Source organism: Larkinella ripae (assembly GCF_054780775.1).
The window spans coordinates 733,028-753,143 of record NZ_BAAGVR010000022.1; the positions used below are offsets into that span (position 1 = coordinate 733,028).

Annotated in this window: 19 protein-coding genes; 11 read left to right on the forward strand and 8 right to left on the reverse strand. The window is 54.9% G+C overall.

The genetic code is table 11. The features are described from left to right. Positions 1-7: 7 nt before the first annotated feature. Positions 8-1,210 (forward strand): OmpA family protein, encoded by a 1,203-nt coding sequence (locus ACYVHX_RS15990; RefSeq protein ID WP_460672664.1) that lies wholly within the window; start codon positions 8-10, stop codon positions 1,208-1,210. Here ACYVHX_RS15990 and ACYVHX_RS15995 read toward each other — a convergent pair whose 3' ends face one another. Then, a complete protein-coding gene (locus ACYVHX_RS15995) occupies positions 1,211-1,663 on the reverse strand; it encodes a response regulator (protein WP_460672665.1) in 453 nt (150 codons plus the stop codon). A 218-nt stretch (positions 1,664-1,881) separates the two neighbouring features. Further along, positions 1,882-4,281 carry a gliding motility-associated C-terminal domain-containing protein gene (locus tag ACYVHX_RS16000; protein WP_460672666.1) on the reverse strand — a complete coding sequence of 800 codons (2,400 nt, stop codon included), beginning with the start codon at positions 4,279-4,281 and terminating at the stop codon, positions 1,882-1,884. 237 nt (positions 4,282-4,518) lie between these two features. Here ACYVHX_RS16000 and recG point away from each other — a divergent pair, with 237 nt between their 5' ends. The 3 genes from recG (at position 4,519) to ACYVHX_RS16015 (ending at position 7,903) form a co-directional block, all read left to right on the forward strand. Continuing rightward, positions 4,519-6,621 (forward strand): ATP-dependent DNA helicase RecG, encoded by a 2,103-nt coding sequence (recG, locus tag ACYVHX_RS16005; RefSeq protein ID WP_460672667.1) that lies wholly within the window; start codon positions 4,519-4,521, stop codon positions 6,619-6,621. A gap of 82 nt (positions 6,622-6,703) precedes the next feature. Continuing rightward, a complete protein-coding gene (locus ACYVHX_RS16010; RefSeq protein WP_460672668.1) occupies positions 6,704-6,889 on the forward strand; it encodes a hypothetical protein in 186 nt (61 codons plus the stop codon). A gap of 81 nt (positions 6,890-6,970) precedes the next feature. Next, complete coding sequence (locus ACYVHX_RS16015; RefSeq protein WP_460672669.1) at positions 6,971-7,903, forward strand: sugar phosphate isomerase/epimerase family protein; 933 nt, start codon at positions 6,971-6,973, stop codon at positions 7,901-7,903. A gap of 30 nt (positions 7,904-7,933) precedes the next feature. Here ACYVHX_RS16015 and ACYVHX_RS16020 read toward each other — a convergent pair whose 3' ends face one another. From ACYVHX_RS16020 to ACYVHX_RS16035, 4 genes are all read right to left on the reverse strand, one after another. Continuing rightward, positions 7,934-8,440 (reverse strand): hypothetical protein, encoded by a 507-nt coding sequence (locus ACYVHX_RS16020; RefSeq protein WP_460672670.1) that lies wholly within the window; start codon positions 8,438-8,440, stop codon positions 7,934-7,936. 91 nt (positions 8,441-8,531) lie between these two features. Next, positions 8,532-9,203, reverse strand: a complete 672-nt coding sequence (locus ACYVHX_RS16025; RefSeq protein ID WP_460672671.1) for a DUF4369 domain-containing protein — start codon at positions 9,201-9,203, stop codon at positions 8,532-8,534. A 432-nt stretch (positions 9,204-9,635) separates the two neighbouring features. Further along, positions 9,636-10,433, reverse strand: a complete 798-nt coding sequence (blaOXA, locus tag ACYVHX_RS16030; RefSeq protein WP_460672672.1) for a class D beta-lactamase — start codon at positions 10,431-10,433, stop codon at positions 9,636-9,638. Between the two features lie 10 nt (positions 10,434-10,443). Further along, positions 10,444-11,922 carry a hypothetical protein gene (locus ACYVHX_RS16035; RefSeq protein WP_460672673.1) on the reverse strand — a complete coding sequence of 493 codons (1,479 nt, stop codon included), beginning with the start codon at positions 11,920-11,922 and terminating at the stop codon, positions 10,444-10,446. 192 nt (positions 11,923-12,114) lie between these two features. Between ACYVHX_RS16035 and ACYVHX_RS16040 the strand changes: the two genes are divergently transcribed. From ACYVHX_RS16040 to ACYVHX_RS16060, 5 genes are all read left to right on the forward strand, one after another. Further along, complete coding sequence (locus ACYVHX_RS16040) at positions 12,115-12,897, forward strand: class I SAM-dependent methyltransferase (protein ID WP_460672674.1); 783 nt, start codon at positions 12,115-12,117, stop codon at positions 12,895-12,897. 276 nt (positions 12,898-13,173) lie between these two features. Then, a complete protein-coding gene (gene carB, locus ACYVHX_RS16045) occupies positions 13,174-16,068 on the forward strand; it encodes a carbamoyl-phosphate synthase large subunit (protein WP_460672675.1) in 2,895 nt (964 codons plus the stop codon). Between the two features lie 101 nt (positions 16,069-16,169). Continuing rightward, on the forward strand, positions 16,170-16,385 hold the full coding sequence (locus ACYVHX_RS16050) for a hypothetical protein (RefSeq protein ID WP_460672676.1): 216 nt from the start codon (positions 16,170-16,172) through the stop codon (positions 16,383-16,385). 10 nt (positions 16,386-16,395) lie between these two features. Continuing rightward, positions 16,396-16,830, forward strand: a complete 435-nt coding sequence (locus tag ACYVHX_RS16055; RefSeq protein ID WP_460672677.1) for a putative toxin-antitoxin system toxin component, PIN family — start codon at positions 16,396-16,398, stop codon at positions 16,828-16,830. 66 nt (positions 16,831-16,896) lie between these two features. Continuing rightward, positions 16,897-17,133, forward strand: a complete 237-nt coding sequence (locus ACYVHX_RS16060) for a DUF4834 domain-containing protein (RefSeq protein ID WP_460672678.1) — start codon at positions 16,897-16,899, stop codon at positions 17,131-17,133. Positions 17,134-17,136: 3 nt separating this feature from the next. On the opposite strand, the gene ACYVHX_RS16065 is transcribed toward ACYVHX_RS16060, so the two are convergent. Further along, positions 17,137-17,568 (reverse strand): hypothetical protein, encoded by a 432-nt coding sequence (locus ACYVHX_RS16065; protein ID WP_460672679.1) that lies wholly within the window; start codon positions 17,566-17,568, stop codon positions 17,137-17,139. Continuing rightward, entirely contained in the window at positions 17,568-18,161 is a 594-nt protein-coding gene (gene purN / locus ACYVHX_RS16070; RefSeq protein ID WP_460672680.1) for a phosphoribosylglycinamide formyltransferase, read from the reverse strand. The genes ACYVHX_RS16065 and purN overlap by 1 nt, the downstream gene beginning before the upstream one ends. 74 nt (positions 18,162-18,235) lie before the next feature. Here purN and ACYVHX_RS16075 point away from each other — a divergent pair, with 74 nt between their 5' ends. Both ACYVHX_RS16075 and ACYVHX_RS16080 read left to right on the forward strand, forming a co-directional pair. After that, positions 18,236-18,862, forward strand: a complete 627-nt coding sequence (locus ACYVHX_RS16075) for an ABC transporter ATP-binding protein (protein ID WP_460672681.1) — start codon at positions 18,236-18,238, stop codon at positions 18,860-18,862. Positions 18,863-18,868: 6 nt separating this feature from the next. After that, positions 18,869-20,098, forward strand: a complete 1,230-nt coding sequence (locus ACYVHX_RS16080) for an ABC transporter permease (RefSeq protein ID WP_460672682.1) — start codon at positions 18,869-18,871, stop codon at positions 20,096-20,098. Positions 20,099-20,116: the final 18 nt, after the last annotated feature.

Consider the following 20,116-nt stretch of genomic DNA (forward strand, 5'->3'; position numbering starts at 1 on the left):
AAGCGAGATGAGGTATTTAAAAGCTTTGGCGGTTTTGCTGATTTCAGTTGTGCAGGCCGGAATTTGCCTCGGGCAACCGATTCCGGTGGAAGAATACACCATCCGGATTGAAACCAAAGACCGCAACGGGCGGGCCCTCCCGGCCACGCTGACCATCACCAACGAAAAAACCCGAAAGGTTCAGCGGGGTACGCTCCAGTCGGGTTCTTACACGGTGGCCTTGCCCGCCGGTGGCGTTTACCGACTCGATGCCACGCATACGGGGTATCGCCCCACCCAGAAAGTGCTCCGACTCGAACGGGTCGTTGACCCGAATCAGGCCCGGCAAACCATTGTGCTGGAAATGAATCGGGAAATTTCGTCGGAATCGCCCGTCAATGTCACCGTGATCGATTACGATACCAAACAATTGATCCGGCAGCGGCTCAATGTACAAATCCAGGAATTTGACGGAAAACGGGTGATTATGACCGGCCCACCGCGCGAAGGACGGTTTACGTTTCTGGCCGAATTCGGGCAGAAAATCCGGTTCATTGTTGAAACCGCCGGGTATCAGCCGTACGAGTACACCGTCGATGTCAAGGAGCAGCACGACATCACCATTCCGCTTCAGCGGGTCCGAAACCCGGTAGCGGCTCAGGAACCGCCCGCGACGGAGCCCGCGCCACTAACTACCACCCCGCCCGTTGAAACCGCTCCGGCCCCAACGACGGCCCCGCCAATAGCCGAAGCGCCCGTCCCTGCAACAGCACCCGCCACAACCACTGGCCCACCAAAGGCGGTTTCGCCGGATAAATTAGCCGAAAAACCGGCCCCACCGCGCTCCCCGGCTCCGATCAATACCGATTTATCGACCTTGGCAACGGGCAAAACCGTGACGCTCAACAACGTTTACTTCGATCAGAGCAGTTATTTGCTGCGTCCGGAATCGTACCCGCAGTTGAACCAGCTGGTGGGTTTACTGAAAAGCCGCCCTGAACTGAAGATTGAAATTTCGGGTCATACCGATAACGTCGGCGATCCGCGCCTGAACCTGGCGCTTTCGGAAAACCGGGCGCGGGTCATTACCACCTACCTGATGACCCAGGGAATTGCCGCAAACCGCCTGCGCTTCCGGGGTTACGGCCAGACGCTCCCGATTGCGGCCAATGATTCGGAGGAGAATAAACAGAAAAACCGGCGGGTCGAAGTGCGGCTATTGGAGAACTAACTACTGATTGGCCGACGGACTGGAAACCGACTCCAGCCAGTGTTGATAAACTTCCCGCATCAGGGCCTTGATGCCCTCGAAATACAGAGGCTTGTTAATACAAACCGTCGCGCCCAGAGCCATGCATAACTCCATTTCGCCATCGTTTTGGGTGTTTACAAACAAAACCACCGGAATGCGCTGCCAGGCCGGATTTTCTTTCAGCTGCCGGAGCGTATCAAAGCCGCTCAGACCAGGCATGTATTTGTCCAGAATAACAATCCACGAATCGGCGGTTTTGTGGGGGGCCTGCTCCATGTAGGTCAATAACTGGTTTCCGCTGCCAAACTCCTGAATGGGTGCGGACAACTCCATCGACTCCAGCGCCATTCGCATCAGCATCCGGTCTTCTTCATCGTCATCTACCAGCAAAATGATGGGTTGGGTACCCGGTTTTGTAGAGCCTGTTTCCATGCGATCCAGCTTTTGTTCACAAGAATGGCCAAAATTCGCCATTCTACGCCAATTCCGAAGCCCATATAATAGGAAAAGACCAATCTGTTGAAGAACATCTAAACAATTGGACGGGTCCAATGCCGAACCACCACGGCGAAAACCGGCTGCCCACCGGTCATACTCCATGCGGACTAAAAACCGCCCCCGATCCGCAAGAACGGTAGGCGTGGTCGATTTTAACGGGTAAGGACTAAGCTGCCGCTGCGGTGCGGTTGCGAACCACCGGGCTTGATGACGTACTGGTAAACGGCCGGGGGCAAATCCTGGCCCTCGCTGCGGCCATCCCAGGGTTGGGAATAGCCCCTTGAGACAAAAACCGGGTTTCCCCAGCGGTTATACACCTCTACCGTACAATCCGGATACTCGTTGATCCCCCGAATCACCCAATTGTCGTTCAGACCATCGTTGTTGGGCGTAAACGCATCCGGAATAAAAAGGGCCGTAACCACCGTCACGGTCAAGCGGGTGGTAAACTCGCAACCCTGTGGCGTGGTCGCCCGAACCAGGTACGTCGTCGTGGTGTCGGGACTGGCAAAGGGCTGGGCCGCCACCGGGCTGCTTAGGCCCACCGACGGGGTCCAGTAATAGCTGAGCGTATCGACGCTGTTGCGGTTCAACTGCACCTCGCTACCCCGCCGGACGGTTGCGTCGGAAACCGCAATCGCAGGAGCGGGCAAAACCGCCACCGTTTGCTGCGCCCGGCCGGGACAGGTGTTTCCCGATTCCGTCAGGGTGTACGTAATGACAAACTGCCCCGGACCCGTTTGGGCCGGATTAAATTCGGCGGCAGTGACGGCACCAGCCGCCCGTCCGACGCCCGCAAAGGTTCCGCCACCGGGTGTGGCACTCAGCGTCAAGCCTTCCTTCGCGTTCTCGCAAATGGCCGGCAGCGGGGCCATCGAGACGGTTGGGGCGGTTTTAAACTGAAGCAAAACCGCATCGGACACCGACTGGCACTGGTTGGTGTCGGTCACGGTCAGGACGTAATGCCCGGCCTGCGTCACGGCCAGGGTGGCTCCGGTTTCCCGCTCAAGAACGGTTCCGGTATTCGACCACTGGTAGCGGTAAGCCGGTTGAGCCGGGGCATTCAGCCGAAGGGTATCGCCCGAACAAGCCGTCGTCAGCGCCGGTTTCTGAACGGTAGCCAGCGGTTTGGCATGAACCCGGACCTGAACACTGTCGGTGACCGTACAACCCGTAACGGCGCTGAAAATCTGGACTTTGTATTCGCCGGTTTCGTGGGGTTGGTAAAAGGATTCCAGGCTACCCGGTATCGCGCGATCGTCTTTGAACCAGGCGTAAGTAAAATTACCTTCAGGCGCCTTCAGAATAACGGATTTTCCATCGCAGAACGAGGTGGGGCCACTGGCCGTCAGCTTGATTTTTTCGGCTTCCAACAGATCGACTTTAACGCTGGTCTGGGCCGGGCTGGGCTTGCCGCAGGTGTTCCGAAATTTCTTGATAACGCCGTACTCCCCGGATTCGTTGACCACTAAACTGGCGGTGGTGTCGCCCTCCAGATCCTGCCCGTCGCGCTGCCACTGAAACGACCAGTTCGGCGACGACTCGGTTTTTAGCGTAATCGTTTGCCCTTCGCAGGCGGAGACACTCGTGACACCGCCGTTGGCGGCCTTGCCAATCTGGGCGTTTACGGGGGCTTTTTCCAGGGCGATCATGGGAGCCGGGGGCGTGTTGGTCGGGCAATCGACCACGGCCAGCTGAAAGTCGCGCCGGACCGAACCGATCCGTTTGCCATCCCGAAATTCTTCGCACAAAACCGCAAAGGCAAACAGCCCGATCTGGCTGGCCGTGACGGTGAGCTGGCCCGATCCGGCATCGACGCGGAGACCGGGAGTGCCCGGAACGGCATTTTCAGCGCCGAAGCCCGGTTTCCAGACCACCGTCGGATAGCTCGTACTAGCCTGATTATCAAACGCAACACCCTGATTCGTAAAGCCTTTGTAGGGCGTCACCAGCGAGTATTTGAGCTGATCGCCGTCGGCATCGGTCGCTTTGAAACTGAACGTAAACGGCTGGCCTTTGCAGGCGTATTCGCCCGTCGGCACCGAAAAAGTTGGCGACGAGTTACGGACGGTTTTTATCGCCGGAAAATCCAGGTAAAAAACCATGCCGGATTCGTCGGCCAGCGTGATGTTATCGATGGCTCCGCTGCGGCAGCAAACCCCGTGGACCACGTAATAACCGCCCGGATCGTCGAAACGGTCCGGGTCCAGCTCAATATCTTTGCTGTAAATCACTTCGCCGAGTTTGAGGGGCCGGAGCTGGGCACACGCCTGGTTGGAAACCGCCAGCGCTTTCTGGCTGAGCAGCGCCAGCTCGAACTCGCCCATTTTCAGGTTGTCTCTCCGGCGGTAGATCGCCAGTTTCACGGTCGGCTTGATGTCGCCCGCGCGGCTGTTCTGTTCGTCGATGAACAAATCCAGTGACAACGTATACTGCCCGCCTGTCGCTTTAGCCGCCAGCCGGACGTTGCCACCCACAATGTGAGAAGCGGATGCCCAGCGGTTTAAACCGAGCAGAAATAAGAATAAAAGAAGAGTATTACGTTGAGCCATAGACCACATGCTATCCCAGCTCAACTCTTACAAAAAGCAAGCCATTGTCTAAAAAAATACAAGAACAGCCCATACAATTTCGGAGATAAACGTCTGACAATTCTGAATTCAGCCCCCTGATCGGTATCAATTGAGCCGAAAAACCGTATCTTTTACAAAAATTTGTAGCTTTGATTCCTTACAGAACCTGGCAACAAAACGATTACGCGCCAACGAAATTGTTCTACAAACAGCGGTATGACGGAGCGCATCACGTTTTTCGATACAAAAATTGAATATTTAAAAGGAGTCGGTCCCCAGCGGGCGTTGTTGTTCAATACCGAACTCAATATTTTCACCTACCGGGACCTGCTCCAGTATTACCCGTTCCGACACGAAGACCGCACCCGGTTTTATACCATCGCCGAGTTGTCGGATGTACTGCCGGCCGTTCAGGTCATCGGGCGGGTCCGGGACTGGACGGTGGTGGGCGAAGGCCCTAAAAAGCGACTGGTGGCGACGTTTACGGACCATACGGGTTCGATGGATCTGGTTTGGTTTCAGGGCATTACGCACTTTGAAAAATTTCTGCGGCCCGGAGCCGAATACGTCGCCTACGGCAAAGCCATCGCCTTTGGCAGCACCTACAGCATCACCCACCCGGAACTGGACCCGGTGACGCCGGAGAGCGAGCAGAACAACACGTTTCAGCCCGTTTACAACCTGACCGAGAAGCTGCGCCGAATGCGCGTGGACAGCAAACTGATTGCCCGCACCATCCGCCAGCTGCTCGAAGTGGCGTATCCGCACATTCACGAAACGCTGCCCGATTCGCTGCTCGAACAATACCGGCTGATTCCGAAAGCCGACGCCATTGAGAACATCCACCTGCCCCGCAGCCAGGCCTGGCTGAAACAGGCCGAACGGCGGCTGAAGTTTGAAGAGCTGTTTTACAACCAATTACGACTGATCAAAAACAAGCTCGTTCACAAAACCGAATACCCCGGACAGGTATTCCGGAGCATGAGTCTGCTGACCCGGTTTTACAAGGAGTTCATGCCGTTTGACCTGACCGGTGCCCAGAAGCGGGTGTTGCGTGAAATTCATACGGATCTGGTCAGCGGCAGGCAGATGAACCGCCTGTTGCAGGGCGATGTGGGCAGCGGCAAAACCATCGTGGCGTTTATCGCGATGCTGATGGCGATCGACAACGGGGCGCAGGCCTGCATCATGGCTCCCACCGAAATTCTAGCCGACCAGCATTATTACGGCCTGAAAGTTTTTGCCGATCAACTCGGGCTGACCATCGGGCGGCTCACCGGTTCGACCCGCACGAAAGGCCGCCGGATCATCCACGAGCAGTTGCAGAGCGGCATGATGCACATCATCGTCGGCACGCACGCGCTGCTGGAAGATGTGGTCCAGTTCAAAAACCTCGGCCTGTGCATCATCGACGAGCAGCACCGGTTTGGCGTGGCCCAGCGCGCCCGGCTCTGGAACAAAAACCAGGACATTTACCCGCACATGATGGTGATGACGGCCACACCCATTCCGCGGACGCTGGCGATGACGCTGTATGGCAACCTGGACCTCTCGGTGATTGATGAACTTCCGGCGGGACGGAAACCGATCAAAACCGTACACCGCTACGATACGCACCGGCTGGAGGTTTTCGGGTTTATGCGGCAGCAGATCGAGCAGGGACGGCAGGTATACGTGGTGTATCCGCTGATTGAGGAGTCCGAAAAACTGGATTTCAAGGATCTGATGGACGGCTACGAAAGCATTGTCCGGGCGTTTCCGAATCACCCGATCGGTGTTCTGCACGGCCGGATGACGGGGTACGACAAGGATTTTGAAATGGAGCGGTTTGTGAAGGCGGAAACCAAAATTATGGTGGCCACGACGGTGATCGAGGTGGGCGTTAACGTGCCGAACGCCAGCGTGATGGTGGTTGAAAGTGCCGAGCGCTTCGGGCTGGCCCAGTTGCACCAGTTGCGGGGGCGCGTGGGGCGGGGGGCCGAGCAGTCGTACTGTGTGCTGATGACCGGTTATAAACTGAGCAAGGAAACGCGCATGCGCATCGAAACGCTGGTGAAAACCAACAACGGTTTTGAAATTGCCGACGTGGATTTGCAACTCCGGGGTCCCGGTGATCTTTCGGGCACGCAGCAAAGCGGCATTGCCGACCTGGTGCTGGCCGATCTGGCCAAAGACGGGGCCATTCTGACAGCCGCCCGCGAGTCGGCCCAGCGGATTCTGGAAGAAGACCCGGGGCTGGTGTTGCCCCAGTACGCACCGGTTCGGAATCAGGTGGACGTGCAGCGGGAAGGCGAAACGAACTGGAGCCGGATTAGTTAACCGACGCCATTAGGTTATACTGTACAGCCACTTCCCGTGAGTCAACCTTGCCTCTGCCCGCCAGTCGATCTATGATAAAACCATGTCCCACGATGGCTGTACCGATTGTTGTTTTACCGGCCGGAAGGCTGCGAACGGCTGGTTCGGCACGCCAAAAAACAACCGCCGAATTGCCAAAGCAACGGAAACGGGTGTTTCCTTCGACACCAATTCATTCCTGCCGAGCCGCATGGTCATCAGGCCGGCGGCCCTGGAAACCGTCGCCTGATTCCGTCGGAACGTGTTTCGGGCGTTGTGCGTTTCGGTTTTTGGCGTAATTTGTCGGTCACTAACCCTTTCCTGAAACGTCATGAAAACCGTCTCCCGGCGCGCATTTATCCAGTCCTCTTCCCTGCTGGCGGGCAGCCTGGCGATTCCGAACGGCCCGGTTTTGAAAACCGCCCAAAAACCGCTGCGGCTGGGCGGGCCGATCTTCCTGAAAAGCGACGATCCGGAGGAACTGGCGCGGGAACACCGCCGGTTGCAGTACAGTTCGGCTTACGTACCGATGGTTACCCTGAACGATACGACCCGGATTGAAGCCATTCGGAAAGCCTTTGCCGCCCAGAATGTGCTTATCGCCGAAGTGGGAGCTTGGGTGAATATGCTGGAGCAGGATGCCAGCAAGCGGGCTAAAAACATGAGCTACGTGACGGAGCGGCTGGCGCTGGCCGACGCAGTGGGCGCCCTGACCTGCGTCAACATCGGCGGTTCGTACAATCCGAACCAATGGGATGGGCCGGATGCCCGCAATCTGACGAAAGACTATTTCGACGCGACGGTTGAAAACTGCCGGAAAGTCATCGATGCCGTCAAGCCCAAGAAGGCCCGGTTTGCGCTGGAAATGATGGGCTGGAGTTGGCCCGACGGACCGGATTCGTACCTGAAATTCATCAAAGCCATCGACCGCCCGGCGTTTGCGGCCCACATCGACATCGCCAACATTGTCAATACGCCCGAGCGGTTTTACCAAAACTCCGCCCTGATCAACGAAACGTTCCGGAAGCTGGGCCGCTGGATTGTGTCGGTTCACGCCAAAGACGTCCACGGCAAAGACGTTCATTTCGCCGAAACCATGCCGGGACGCGGGGCACTCGACTACATCGCCTACATCCGGAATGTGACGGCTCTGCCGCAGGAAACCCCGTTTCTGCTCGAACACCTGCGCACACCGGAAGACTACGACGAAGCCCGCGCCTACGTGATTCGGAAAGCCGCCGAAGCGGGCGTTCCGCTGGCGTAACCGGCGCTAAAACCGCTCCTTGGCGACTTATTACTTACCCGGCGCACTCATGCGGATGTATTGCCTGTCCGGCTGCGTGGTCAAGTTCTTGAACGTAACCGGTTTGGCGCTATAATCGGCCAGAATTACATCCAGAAACCGGGTGACACTCGTATAAATAAGGTCTTCGTCGACCAAACCCGGTTCCAGATTATTCAGGTTAAAGAAATTCTGAACGTTTCTTTCGGGATGATAGGCCCTCAGGTAATAGCTCATATCGATGGCGACCCGGCTGTCGTGCATTAAAATAAACGTTAGCACACCCGCTTCCTTCCCCTGCTCGTCGCTGATCGTAAACCGCACGGACTCCGGGCTGACTTCCTGATACGTGCAGACCAGGGCCGTTTCGTTTTTGATCTCGTTTAAAACCCGGTCGAGCAGCGGTTTGGTTTTCTTTTCCCAGTAGTAGCGATGACTCTGCGCTTTTTCGAATGCCTCTTTCAGGAGTTGGGCTTTCTGGTGTAACTGCTGAATTGCCTTGCTCGGTTGCTGTGCCATTGGATCAGGGGAAATGAGTAGAGCTGATCGAAAGTACCAAAAGTCTTTGGTATCACACAAATTTTAAAAAACCGGGGGTAAAAACCGCCTTTTACCTCAGCTGATTCTGCAGGCGTTTGGCCAGCGTGTGGCTTTTGAACGAACTGCTCAGTTTGTCGTACATCGTGCGGGCTTCGGCTTTCGGAAACTGATTCCAGTACCAGTTCAGTAAGTACAGGCTCAGTTGGGAATCCGGGTTGGTCCGGATCTGCTGGGCCACTTTCTGAATTTGCTCCTGCTTCAAGCGTTTTTCTTCCCGGGCGACGCGGTTGGCAATGGCCGTGTCGCTGGTGGCCCGCTGGCGGTCGTTGTAGAGATCCATCAGCACATCCCGGTAAGGCCGGTCCACTTCGTTCTGAAATTTCAGCCAGCTGGCGGTCAGCGGAGACCCTTTGATTTCCGATTCCCGGAACAGATCGCGCGAACCTTCGAGCGTCAGATCACCGTCCCAGATGAACTGCACCTGCCCTGGCAAACCGGCCGCTACCACGTTGTAAAAATCGATTTCGGGAATGCTGCGGCTAAACGCAAACTTGCCATCGACCGATCGGGTGGAATCGACAACGACCGGGCGGCTGTTCGAATTATCGGTTTTTTTGAGGTAAATCATGGTGGTGCCAAGACCGCTGATGTTGCCCTGCAACTTGACATTTTTTTGCGCCAGGCTCGACCGCGAAACGCCGAGACCGGTTAGCAGTGCGAGCAAAAACAAAGCTTTTTTCATTTGTAAATCGTGCAACTGTTGGAAGTCCGCAACCTAAAACGGTTTGATTTTCAGGCCATAACCGTCTACATTACGAGTACATAACCAAAATAACCGCCGTTCTGTCTGTGTTTGGTTTCGGTATTTGGTAGTAAACTTATTCTCTGGTCTGTACAAATCAAAACAATCCCTTTTAACCCCGTCGCCCGCCGTACATGGATGCCACTCTTACCCTCGAATCACTGCCGGCCAGCGAACGGGCTCAACCCGTTGCCAAAGCCGACTGAATCCAAACCGTTGATGTCATCCGGGGATTTGCCCTGCTCGGCATTCTGATGATGAACAGGCCGTTTTTGGCATGATGAAAGCTTAATGATGAGGTATGAATGATGAACGATGAATGGGCTGACGCTTGTTACCATTCATCGTTCATCATTCATACCTCATCATTCCCTACAGCGCTCCCAGCTCTTTCAGAATGGCTTCCGTGATTTGCCGCCGGGCCGGAACAAAGATTTCGGGCACCGGTTTGGGGCTTTCGATGTTGGTAGCGAAATAATAGACGTTGTCGCCTTTTTCGACGTAACCGACAAACCAGCCGATGTGGGGGTTGATACTGCCGCCCGCCCAGCCGGTTTTGCCGTAGAGCTTCGTGCCCGGTTTTTCGTCAAGCTGCATGATTTTTTTGAGGGTCGCCAGATGCTGTTTCGAGAACGGCACCCTGCCGTCGTGGACCCGGCGCAAAAAGTCGAGCTGTTCTTCTTGCGAAATCGCGGATTTCCCTTCCAGCCAGAATTTGTCCAGGTTGTCGGCGTTGATGTCCATTTTGCCGTAGCCGGTTTTTGCCACCCATTCCTGCATCCGTTTCAGGCCCACCTTCCGGACTACGGCCTGGTAACAGGGGACGCACGATACTTTAAAGGCGGTTTCGAGGGTGTTGTCGCGGTTCCAGGCCTCCTCCTCGTGGTTGACGCTGTCCCACTTCATCACTGTGTTTTCGTCCGTCAGTACGCCGGTTTCCAGCCCGATCAGCGTGTTCAGAATTTTGAAGGTTGATGCGGGCAAAAACCGCTGCCGGGTGCGCTCAAACTGGTAGGCCGTGTAGTGATCACGCTGCGGATCGTAAAGCAGAAAAGAACCGTTCAGCTTTTTGTCGGCAAAAAACCGCCTGAAATCGGGCCGTTCCGTGATGGAGGCCGACCGGTAGCTCAGCAGCCAAAACGCTGCCAGCGCAATCACTACGGTTTTCATGCAGGAGAAATTATGGTTTGGATGAAATGGACTGAATTTTGGCAAATTTCCCGGCTCCGCCTTTTTCGCCCAGCGCGGGTTCAAAACCCAGTTCAATAATCGTTCCTTTCCAGTTCGGCACTTTCGTCATGTCGATTTCGTAGGTCCGGTACTGGCCGTCGCCGATGATCGGAAAATCAACCAGGTGGGCCGGAACGAATTCGGGATCGCCGGGGGCCAGCCACCGGAGCCGGGCCTGCGTCGCGTCGGTTTTGAACGCGGCCCGCACGTAAATCTTCGGCATGTCGGCAGCCTGCCACATTTCGTTCGGCCCCGCCAGCAGGAAGCTCCCGTTGTCGAGCGGAATGTCCAGTTCGTTTTTGATGGGCCAGCCGCGGTCAGCCCCCAGGTAATACCACCACGACTGCCGGTCGGCCACGAAGCGGTAATCCGGGGCGGTTTTTGGGCGGGGCTGGTCATACACATACTTCCGGATTTCGGCGAGCGTACCCAGAATCAGCGTGTATTCGTAGTCATACTGAATGTTGTGGTCGATCACTTCGTAAGCCGAAGGGGTAATGTAGCCCGTCGTAAAATCAAATTCGCCCCCAATCGGCGAAGTGCCGAAGGTGCCGCCGATAAAATACTGATGATTGGGTTTGTAAACCGCCAGTCCCCAGTCCGAACTGTTGACCATCGCCATCCAGTTTTCGGGCGAGAGCATGGCTTTTCCGCCGAAAATCTCGTTGACCGTCTGGCTCGTGGCTTTCGTTAGGGCGTCGCCGGTGAAGGGGCGCGTGCCGGTGTAGGAAACGATGTTCCGGTACGGCGCATTCAGAAAAATGGCGGGCAGCTCCTGCGGTTTGGCCGAATACTGCTTTGTATCCGAGCGGTTGTTGTTCAGCCGGTGGCGAATCTTGACAGTATTCTGGTCGAGTTTAATCCAGGTTTCAATCGTGCATTCGGCCGGTTCGTTGTCGTTGGGCCAGAGCATGGGGGCGGTTTTGACGTAAATCTCCCGGCCGTCGTTGCGCGTTTCGAGCACTTTGGAGCGGTTGCCAAACACATCGCCCGACATGATTGGGTTCCAGCCCAGGTCTTTCCATTCCGGATGCGGCTGTTTGCCATTGGGCGCAAAAGGTGTGGGCCCCGAATAAAACGACGCCTGAATCTGCCGGCCCGAGTCCCAGTTGTTCACCAGGTTCTGGCCGTTGGCCGAAGCCGCCAGGTAGGTGATGGCCCCGCCCATGTTCAGGTCGATGCTCAGCCGGATCGAGCCGTTGTCAATGTAGGAAGGCCGGCCCGGGGGGTTCGGCAAACCGGTGATGGGCGAGGTGCCGGGGCCGCCCGCTCCGGGGTTGTTCGGAGAACCGGGATTGTTGGGATCGCTGCCCGGGCCGCCGGTTTGATTGGAAGGAGCCCGCCAGACCCGTTCCTCGTATTTATAACAGCCTGCCATCGTCAGACCCACCAGCCCTACCAAAATCCATGCCCGTCGACGTATCATCATGTTCCCTGAAAAGTTTAGTTACCGGTTGTATCCGATGAATAAAATCTGTTTCTTTCAAAACGTCAAATTGGGGATAAGTTTACAAAATAATGGCTTTAATGTTTAACTTGCCCGCTATTTAAACCAAAAGCAATTCATATAATGGGTCTGAAAAGCTTGATTCCCAACTCAATAAAGACGGCTTTAAAAAATGTGATTCCGATTTCGGTGATCGACCAGCTGGAGATCATCACCGGCGAACGGGATGCCCTCACCCCACCCTCCCGCATGATCTTTATTGGGGATGGTGACTTCAAAAAGGTGGGCAAACTCACGATTGACCGCATCCGGGAAATGGGCAATCTGAAGCCGACAGACCGTGTTCTGGACGTGGGTAGCGGCATTGGCCGGCTGGCGATTCCGCTGACCGACTACCTGAAAACTCCCGGCGGTTACGACGGCATTGAGATCGTGAAAGAAGGCGTGGACTGGTGTACCAAGGAAGTGCACAAACGCTTCCCGAACTTCAACTTTCACCACCTGAACGTTTACAATAAAATGTATAACCCGAAGGGAACCATGCAGGGCCACGAACTGCGGTTTCCGTTCGAGTCATCGACCTTCGATTTTGTGATTCTCAATTCGGTGTTCACGCACATGCTCGAAGCGGATTTTGAGCGGTATCTGGCCGAAATTTCGCGGGTGTTGAAAAAAGGAGCGCGGGGCTACATCACGATGTTCCTGCTAAACGACGAATCCCGGAAACTCAACGCCGACGGAAAAAATAAATACGAACGTCACCTGACGCCGTTCACGGACAAAACGATGGTGTATTTGCAGGATTTGCCCGAAAGCATGATTGCCTTCGACGAAACCTACGCCCGCGAAGCGTTTGCCCGATTCGGGCTGGGCATCCAGGACATCAAGTTCGGGAACTGGTGCGGCCGCGCCAACACCGTGGATTACCAGGACCTGCTTTTCATCACCAAAAAATAGCGTTTTTGCCGTTGTGGGGCGGATCAGCGGCACAACGGCAAAAACATTTAAAAATTTTCTTCCGAATTCGTCGGCATCCACTAATTTTGTGGGATTTTTGACCACACCGAAACAGATTGGCTTCGAAAGCACCCAAACGGTTCGCCCCGGGTCTGCATTCCGATCGCTGTGCCAACCTGTTTTCGCTTCGGGCCAGTACGTTTCAGGGGGTCAGGAATAGTGATTGTTTGTTGTTACGGTTTGCCGTGCAATTCATTATTCATTTTCCTCACTGTAATGCCCAAAGATTCTTCCATTCGTTCGATTCTCATTATCGGTTCTGGCCCCATCGTTATTGGTCAGGCGTGTGAATTTGACTACGCCGGTTCTCAGGCGGCCCGTTCCCTGCGCGAAGAAGGTATCGAAGTGACGCTGATCAATTCGAACCCGGCCACCATCATGACCGACCCCATCAACGCGGATTATGTCTATCTGAAACCGCTCGAGAAAAAATCCATTGTCGAGATTCTCAAGGCGCACCAGGAAGAAGGCCATCCCATTGACGCGGTTCTGCCCACCATGGGCGGTCAGACGGCCCTGAACCTGGCCATTGAATGCGATAAAGCCGGTATCTGGAAAAAGTACGGCGTTCGCATCATCGGCGTGGATATCAAAGCCATCGAGACCACCGAAGACCGCGAGAAGTTCCGGCTGAAAATGCTCGAGCTGGGCGTTGGCGTTTGCCAGGGCCGCACGGCCCGTTCGTTCCTGGAAGGCAAGGAAATTGCGCAGGAAATCGGCTTTCCGCTGGTGATTCGCCCTTCCTTCACCTTGGGCGGAACCGGGGGCGGTTTTGTGGACAAACCCGAAGAGTTTGACAAAGCGCTGAACAACGGTTTGCATGCGTCGCCCGTTCACGAAGTATTGATTGAGCAAAGCGTGATGGGCTGGAAAGAATACGAGCTGGAATTGCTGCGCGACGGGGCCGGTAACTTCATCATCATCTGCTCCATCGAAAACTTCGACCCGATGGGGATTCACACGGGCGACAGCATCACCGTGGCCCCGGCCATGACGCTGCCCGACACGCTCTACCAGCAAATGCGCGATCTGGCCATCAAAATGATGGACGGTATTGGCAAATTTGCGGGCGGCTGTAACGTGCAGTTCTCGGTCAATCCGGCCAACGACGACATTATTGCCATCGAGATTAACCCGCGCGTGAGCCGCTCGTCGGCGCTGGCTTCCAAAGCCACCGGGTATCCGATTGCCAAAATCGCGGCCAAAATGGCGATTGGCTACAACCTCGACGAACTGATGAACCCCATTACCGGTTCGACCTCGGCCTTCTTCGAGCCCGCCATCGACTACGTGATCGTGAAAGTTCCGCGCTGGAATTTCGACAAATTCCCGGGCTCCGACCGTTCACTGGGCCTGCAAATGAAGTCGGTGGGCGAAGCGATGGGCATTGGCCGCAACTTCCAGGAAGCCCTGCAAAAAGCCTGTCAGTCGCTCGAAATCCGGCGCAACGGCCTGGGCGCCGATGGCAAGGAGCTGACCGATCAGGAAGCCATCAAACAAAGTCTGGCGCACCCGAGCTGGAACCGCCTGTTCCATATTTACGACGCGTTCAAGGCCGGTTTATCGTTCAAAACGATCCAGAGCCTGACCAAAATTGATAAATGGTTTTTGTTTCAGATTGAGGAACTGGTGGAGCTGGAACGCGAAATCGTTCAGTATGATCTGGATGACATTCCACCGGCTTTAATCCTGAAAGCCAAGCAGAAAGGCTACGCCGACCGCCAGCTGGCGCACCTGCTGGGTGTCAAGGAAAGCAAGGTATATGATTTCCGGCAGGAGCACAATCTCCGGCGGGTCTTCAAGTGTGTCGATACCTGTGCCGCCGAATTTGAAGCCCGGACACCCTACTATTATTCGACGTTCAACAGCCCGCAATTGCCGCTGGAAGGCAGCGAAACGCCCGAAAAAGGCGCGTTTCCGGTTGGGGCGCTGGCGGGCAACGAGTCGGTGACCAGCGACCGGAAAAAGGTCGTCATTCTGGGCTCAGGACCAAACCGCATCGGGCAGGGCATCGAATTCGATTATTCCTGCGTACACGGCGTGCTGGCGGCCAAGGAATGCGGTTATGAGACGATCATGATCAACTGCAACCCCGAAACCGTCTCGACCGACCCGGACATTGCCGACAAACTGTATTTTGAGCCGGTTTTCTGGGAACACGTCCACGCCATCATCATGCACGAAAACCCGGTGGGTGTCATTGTGCAGCTGGGTGGGCAAACCGCCTTGAAAATGGCCGAAAAGCTGACGCGCTACGGCATCAAGATTATCGGTACGGATTACGAATCCCTGGATTTGGCCGAAGACCGGGGCCGGTTCTCCGCCCTGCTGCGGGATCACAACATTCCGTATCCGAAATTCGGGACCGTACGCGACTCCGACGAAGCGGTTGAACTGTCGCGCGAACTCGGTTTTCCGCTGCTGGTGCGGCCCAGCTACGTGTTGGGCGGCCAAAGCATGAAGATCGTTTTGAACGAGCAGGAACTGGAGCAGCACGTCGTCAAGATTCTGCACGATATTCCGGACAACAACATTCTGCTCGATCACTTCCTGGAGAACGCCATTGAAGCCGAAGCCGACGCCATCTGCGACGGGGAAGATGTGTACATCATCGGTGTGATGGAACACATCGAACCGGCGGGTATTCACTCCGGCGATTCGTACGCACTTTTGCCGACCTTCGATCTGAGCGAAAACGTGATCAAACAGATTGAAGAACACACGCGCACCATCGCCAAAGCGCTCAAAACCGTTGGGCTGATCAACATCCAGTTTGCCGTGAAGGACGAGCTGGTGTACATCATCGAAGCCAACCCGCGGGCATCGCGGACGGTGCCGTTTATCTGCAAGGCGTACCAGGAACCGTATGTCAACTACGCGACGAAGGTGATGCTGGGCGAGAAAAAAGTAAAGGATTTCGACTTCAACCCGGTGAAAAAAGGCTACGCCATCAAGATCCCGGTGTTCTCGTTCAGCAAATTCCCGAACGTAAACAAGGAGCTCGGCCCCGAAATGAAATCGACCGGCGAGGGAATCTATTTCATCGATGACCTGGAAGACGACTTTTTCCAGAAAGTGTATTCCGAGCGGAATCTGTATCTGAGCCGGTAAATTAACGTATACTTACAAAACAGTTGAGTTAGCCCTTTTCGGTGAGCTCAACTGTTTTTTGTTTTTACGTTATAGAATCGGAACTTTATAAAAAGAGAATTATGACCGTTCTGTCTATATCCATTGAAGAGAATGCTTTCAATGACTTGCAGGAGCGGTCAAAGCAACTTAATGTATCGTCAGAAGAGCTGGTGCAAAAGATTATAGCTGATTATCTGTATCTGGAAAAAATGGACAGGATTCGCCGTGAAATGAAAGGGTTTGCCGAAAAAGCCGGTTTTCAATCGGAAGAAGACATTTTTCGAGAAATTTCCTGATGTGATTGATGTGGAAACGCGTTCCAATTTACCTTCTTTTACCAGCCTTATTTTCGACACCAACGTCTTCATTTCTACCTTCGTATTTCCAGGTTTTTCGGCCAAAGTGTATGATTTCTGTTCCATTCGCTTTACGTTGTTCACCTCCGAATGGATTCTTGATGAGTTGGAAAGGAAGCTGGCACTGCCAAAATTTCGCTGCTCCGCCGAACGTCGAGCTACGATTATCCCAACACTTCGGGAACGCAACGAACTGATTTTTCCCGAAAACGAGCTCCCTTCCCTTTACCGTGATCCCGACGATAATCACATTTTGCAACTGGCCCAATTTATAAACGCTGACTTTATCATCACCGGCGATGCGGGCCTGCTGGAGCTGGTAAATTTCGATGGAACCGCTATTTTGTCACCGCGCGAATTCCATGACAGATATATTGAGCAGTAGAGCAACTGTTTTTCAGCCTTTAGCGTTATACTTGTATCTCAGAACCGACACCGATTGTTGTTCAGCATGATTTTCAAATTCTTATTCGTTCTTCTGCTTCTGATCGCTTTTGTACCGCCGGTGCGCCGGTTTTTCTTCTGGTTGCTGGTGGGTCGGCAACTGGCCAAAGAGCAACGCAAAGCCAATGAGCACTTCAACCGGGGAACCCGCGAAGGCGAAACCCGGGTCCACACCACCGCGTCCGGCGCTGCCGACTCCAAACTGAAAGGTGGCGAGTATGTGGATTATGACGAAGTAAAGTAAGGCTCACTGCGCTACTTCCCGCTCTTTCTGGTACCTGACGGCCATTCCCCGCATCGAATACCCGTTGACGGTAGCCGAACTGTAGTATTGGTACCGGACCGCAATCAGCGCGTCGGCACCCAGCTTTTTGGCCTGCATCGTCAGCCGCGCCAGCAGCAACTCCTTCTGCTCCACATTATTGCCCCGTTTCACCATCCGGCCTTTGAGCGGTTTTTGCTGGTCGGCCAGCGGAAACTCCTCCTTGTATTCCAGCCATTCGAGTTCCGTAAACGGTCGGTCGGGCTGCTGGTTTTCGTAAAACACGTCGACGGGGTAATTGGGCGACATCGAAATCGGAATCGACGGCCGAAAACACCCCGCCAGCCCCATCAGCAGGGCGACCAAACTCACCAAACCGTACTGCTTCCCCTTCGCTATTCGATATTCGCTGTTCATTAGTCGGTCGTCATTAACACTTTCTCCACAATTTCCGGATAAAACCGGTGTTCCAATACCTGCACTTTTTGGGCCACATCCTCCGGCGTATCCCCCGGATCGAGCGCGCAGGAAGCCTGAAAAATAATGTTTCCCTCGTCGTAACGTTCGTTCACGTAATGAATCGTAATGCCGGACTCCGGTTCCCCGGCGGCCACCACGGCTTCGTGCACAAAATGGCCGTACATGCCTTTGCCACCGTATTTCGGCAACAGGGCCGGGTGAATGTTGACCATCCGTTGAGGAAACGCTTTCACCAGCCTTTCCGGTATCAACCACATAAAACCGGCCAGCACAATCAGATCAATTTTCTGGTTCTGGAGCAATTCCACGATGCGGTCACTCTCGTAAAACGTCGGCCGGTCGAACACCAGCACCGGAACGTGCAGCTTCCGGTCGGGACCGAACCCCTTCCGCGCCCGGTCGATGATCCCGGCTTTGGGATTGTTGGACAGAATCAGCGTGACTTCAATGGCGGGATGATCGGTCAGGTAACCGGCAATTTTCTCGGCATTGCTTCCCGAACCGGAGGCAAAAATGGCAATTCGCTTCATGGATTGATCAGTAGAAAAACGCAATTACGCTACAAACCTACGTATCTTTAGCAAAAATTGATGATCTTAGCCGTATGCTTCAATCGCATCAACTGACCTTTTCGTATTCGCCAACCAAGCGGTTCTCCTTCCCGGACATCCACTGCAACGATCGCGAAGCGGTTTTGATTCTGGGGAAATCCGGTACCGGTAAAACGACGCTCCTGCATTTACTGGCGTTGCTGCTGCGGCCCGAAAACGGCTCGATCACCATCGATCAGACGGATTTGACCCGGTTATCACCGGCCAAAACGGCCGATTTCCGGGCCGACCATGTGGGAATCATCTATCAGAAACCGCACTTCGTCAGCTCGCTATCGGTGCTGGATAACTTGCTGCTGGCCAATTACCTGGCCAAAAATCCGCAGGACAAAAATCGGGCCCGGGAGCTGGCTTCCCACCTCGGTTTTGCCGATCATCTAACTAAAAAAACGCACCAGATGAGCCAGGGCGAGCAGCAGCGCGTCAGCATTGCCCGGGCCGTAATGAACAAACCGGGTGTGATTCTGGCCGACGAACCGACCTCCAGCCTCGACGATGTCAACTGTGAGCTGGTGGTGTCGCTGCTGCGCGAACAATCCGAGCAGATCGGCGCCAGTCTGATTGTGGTGACGCACGATCAGCGGCTCAAAGACGAATTTTCGAATCAGGTGATGCTGTAATCTGTTATGAATCTCTTAAAAATAAGCTGGGCCAATCTGAAAGACAAGCCCCTCAGCAACTTCCTGAGCGGTTTATTGATGACCCTGGGCATCACGATCATCTCGCTGCTGCTGCTGCTCAACAAGCAACTGGACGAGCAGTTTTCCCGGAACGTCCGGGGCATTGACATGGTGCTGGGCGCCAAAGGCAGTCCGTTGCAACTGATTCTGTCGAGTATTTACCAGATCGACTCGCCGACGGGCAACATTCCGCTGGACGAAGCCGAGCGGCTGACCCGCAACCCGATGATCAAAACCGCCATTCCGCTGTCGATGGGCGATAGTTACCAGACGTTCCGGATTGTCGGTACCAACAAAAAATACGTCGATCATTTTGAAGCCACCGTCGGCCAGGGTACGTTATTCCAGAAAGATCTGGAGGTGACCATCGGCGCCCGCGTGGCCGAGGTGACCGGTTTGAAACTGGGCGATACGTTCTCCGGCTCCCACGGGCTGGACGGCGAAGGCGACGTACACGGCGAGACGAAGTACAAGGTCGTCGGCATTTTCAACCCGGGCAATACCGTCATCGATCAACTGATTCTCACGCCCTTATCGAGTGTCTGGGCTATCCACGAACACCACGAAGAACACGCCGGCGATGACGTGGAAGCCCTGGAAGAAGATCATGAGCACGAGCACGAAGGCGAAGAAGCCCGCGAAATCACCAGCATGCTGATCAAATTCCGGAATCCGCTGGGCATGATGATCGCCCGGGGCATCAACAACAATTCCAAATTGCAGGCGGCTCTGCCTTCCATCGAGATCAACCGGCTGTTTTCGCTGCTGGGCGTGGGCGTCGATACCCTGCGCGGGCTGGCCGTTGCGATCATGCTCATTGCTGGCATCAGCGTGTTCGTGTCGCTCTATAACTCGCTGAAAGAACGGAAATACGAAATGGCCCTGATGCTTTCGATGGGGGCCGGACGAACGCAGCTGTTCGGCATGTTGCTGCTGGAAGGCCTGGTTTTATCGCTGATCGGTTTTGTGCTGGGCATTGTTCTGAGCCGCGTCGGGCTGCTGCTGCTGTCCATGCGGGCCGAGCAGAATTTCCACTACAGCCTGAGCAACGTCAGCATTTTGCCCGAAGAGTGGCTGGTGCTGGGGGTTGCGGTTTTAATCGGTATTCTGGCGGCCGCCCTTCCGGCGCTCGGTGTTTACCGCATGAACATTTCCCGGACGCTGGCGGAAGACTAGAGCCTGGTTTTCGGGATA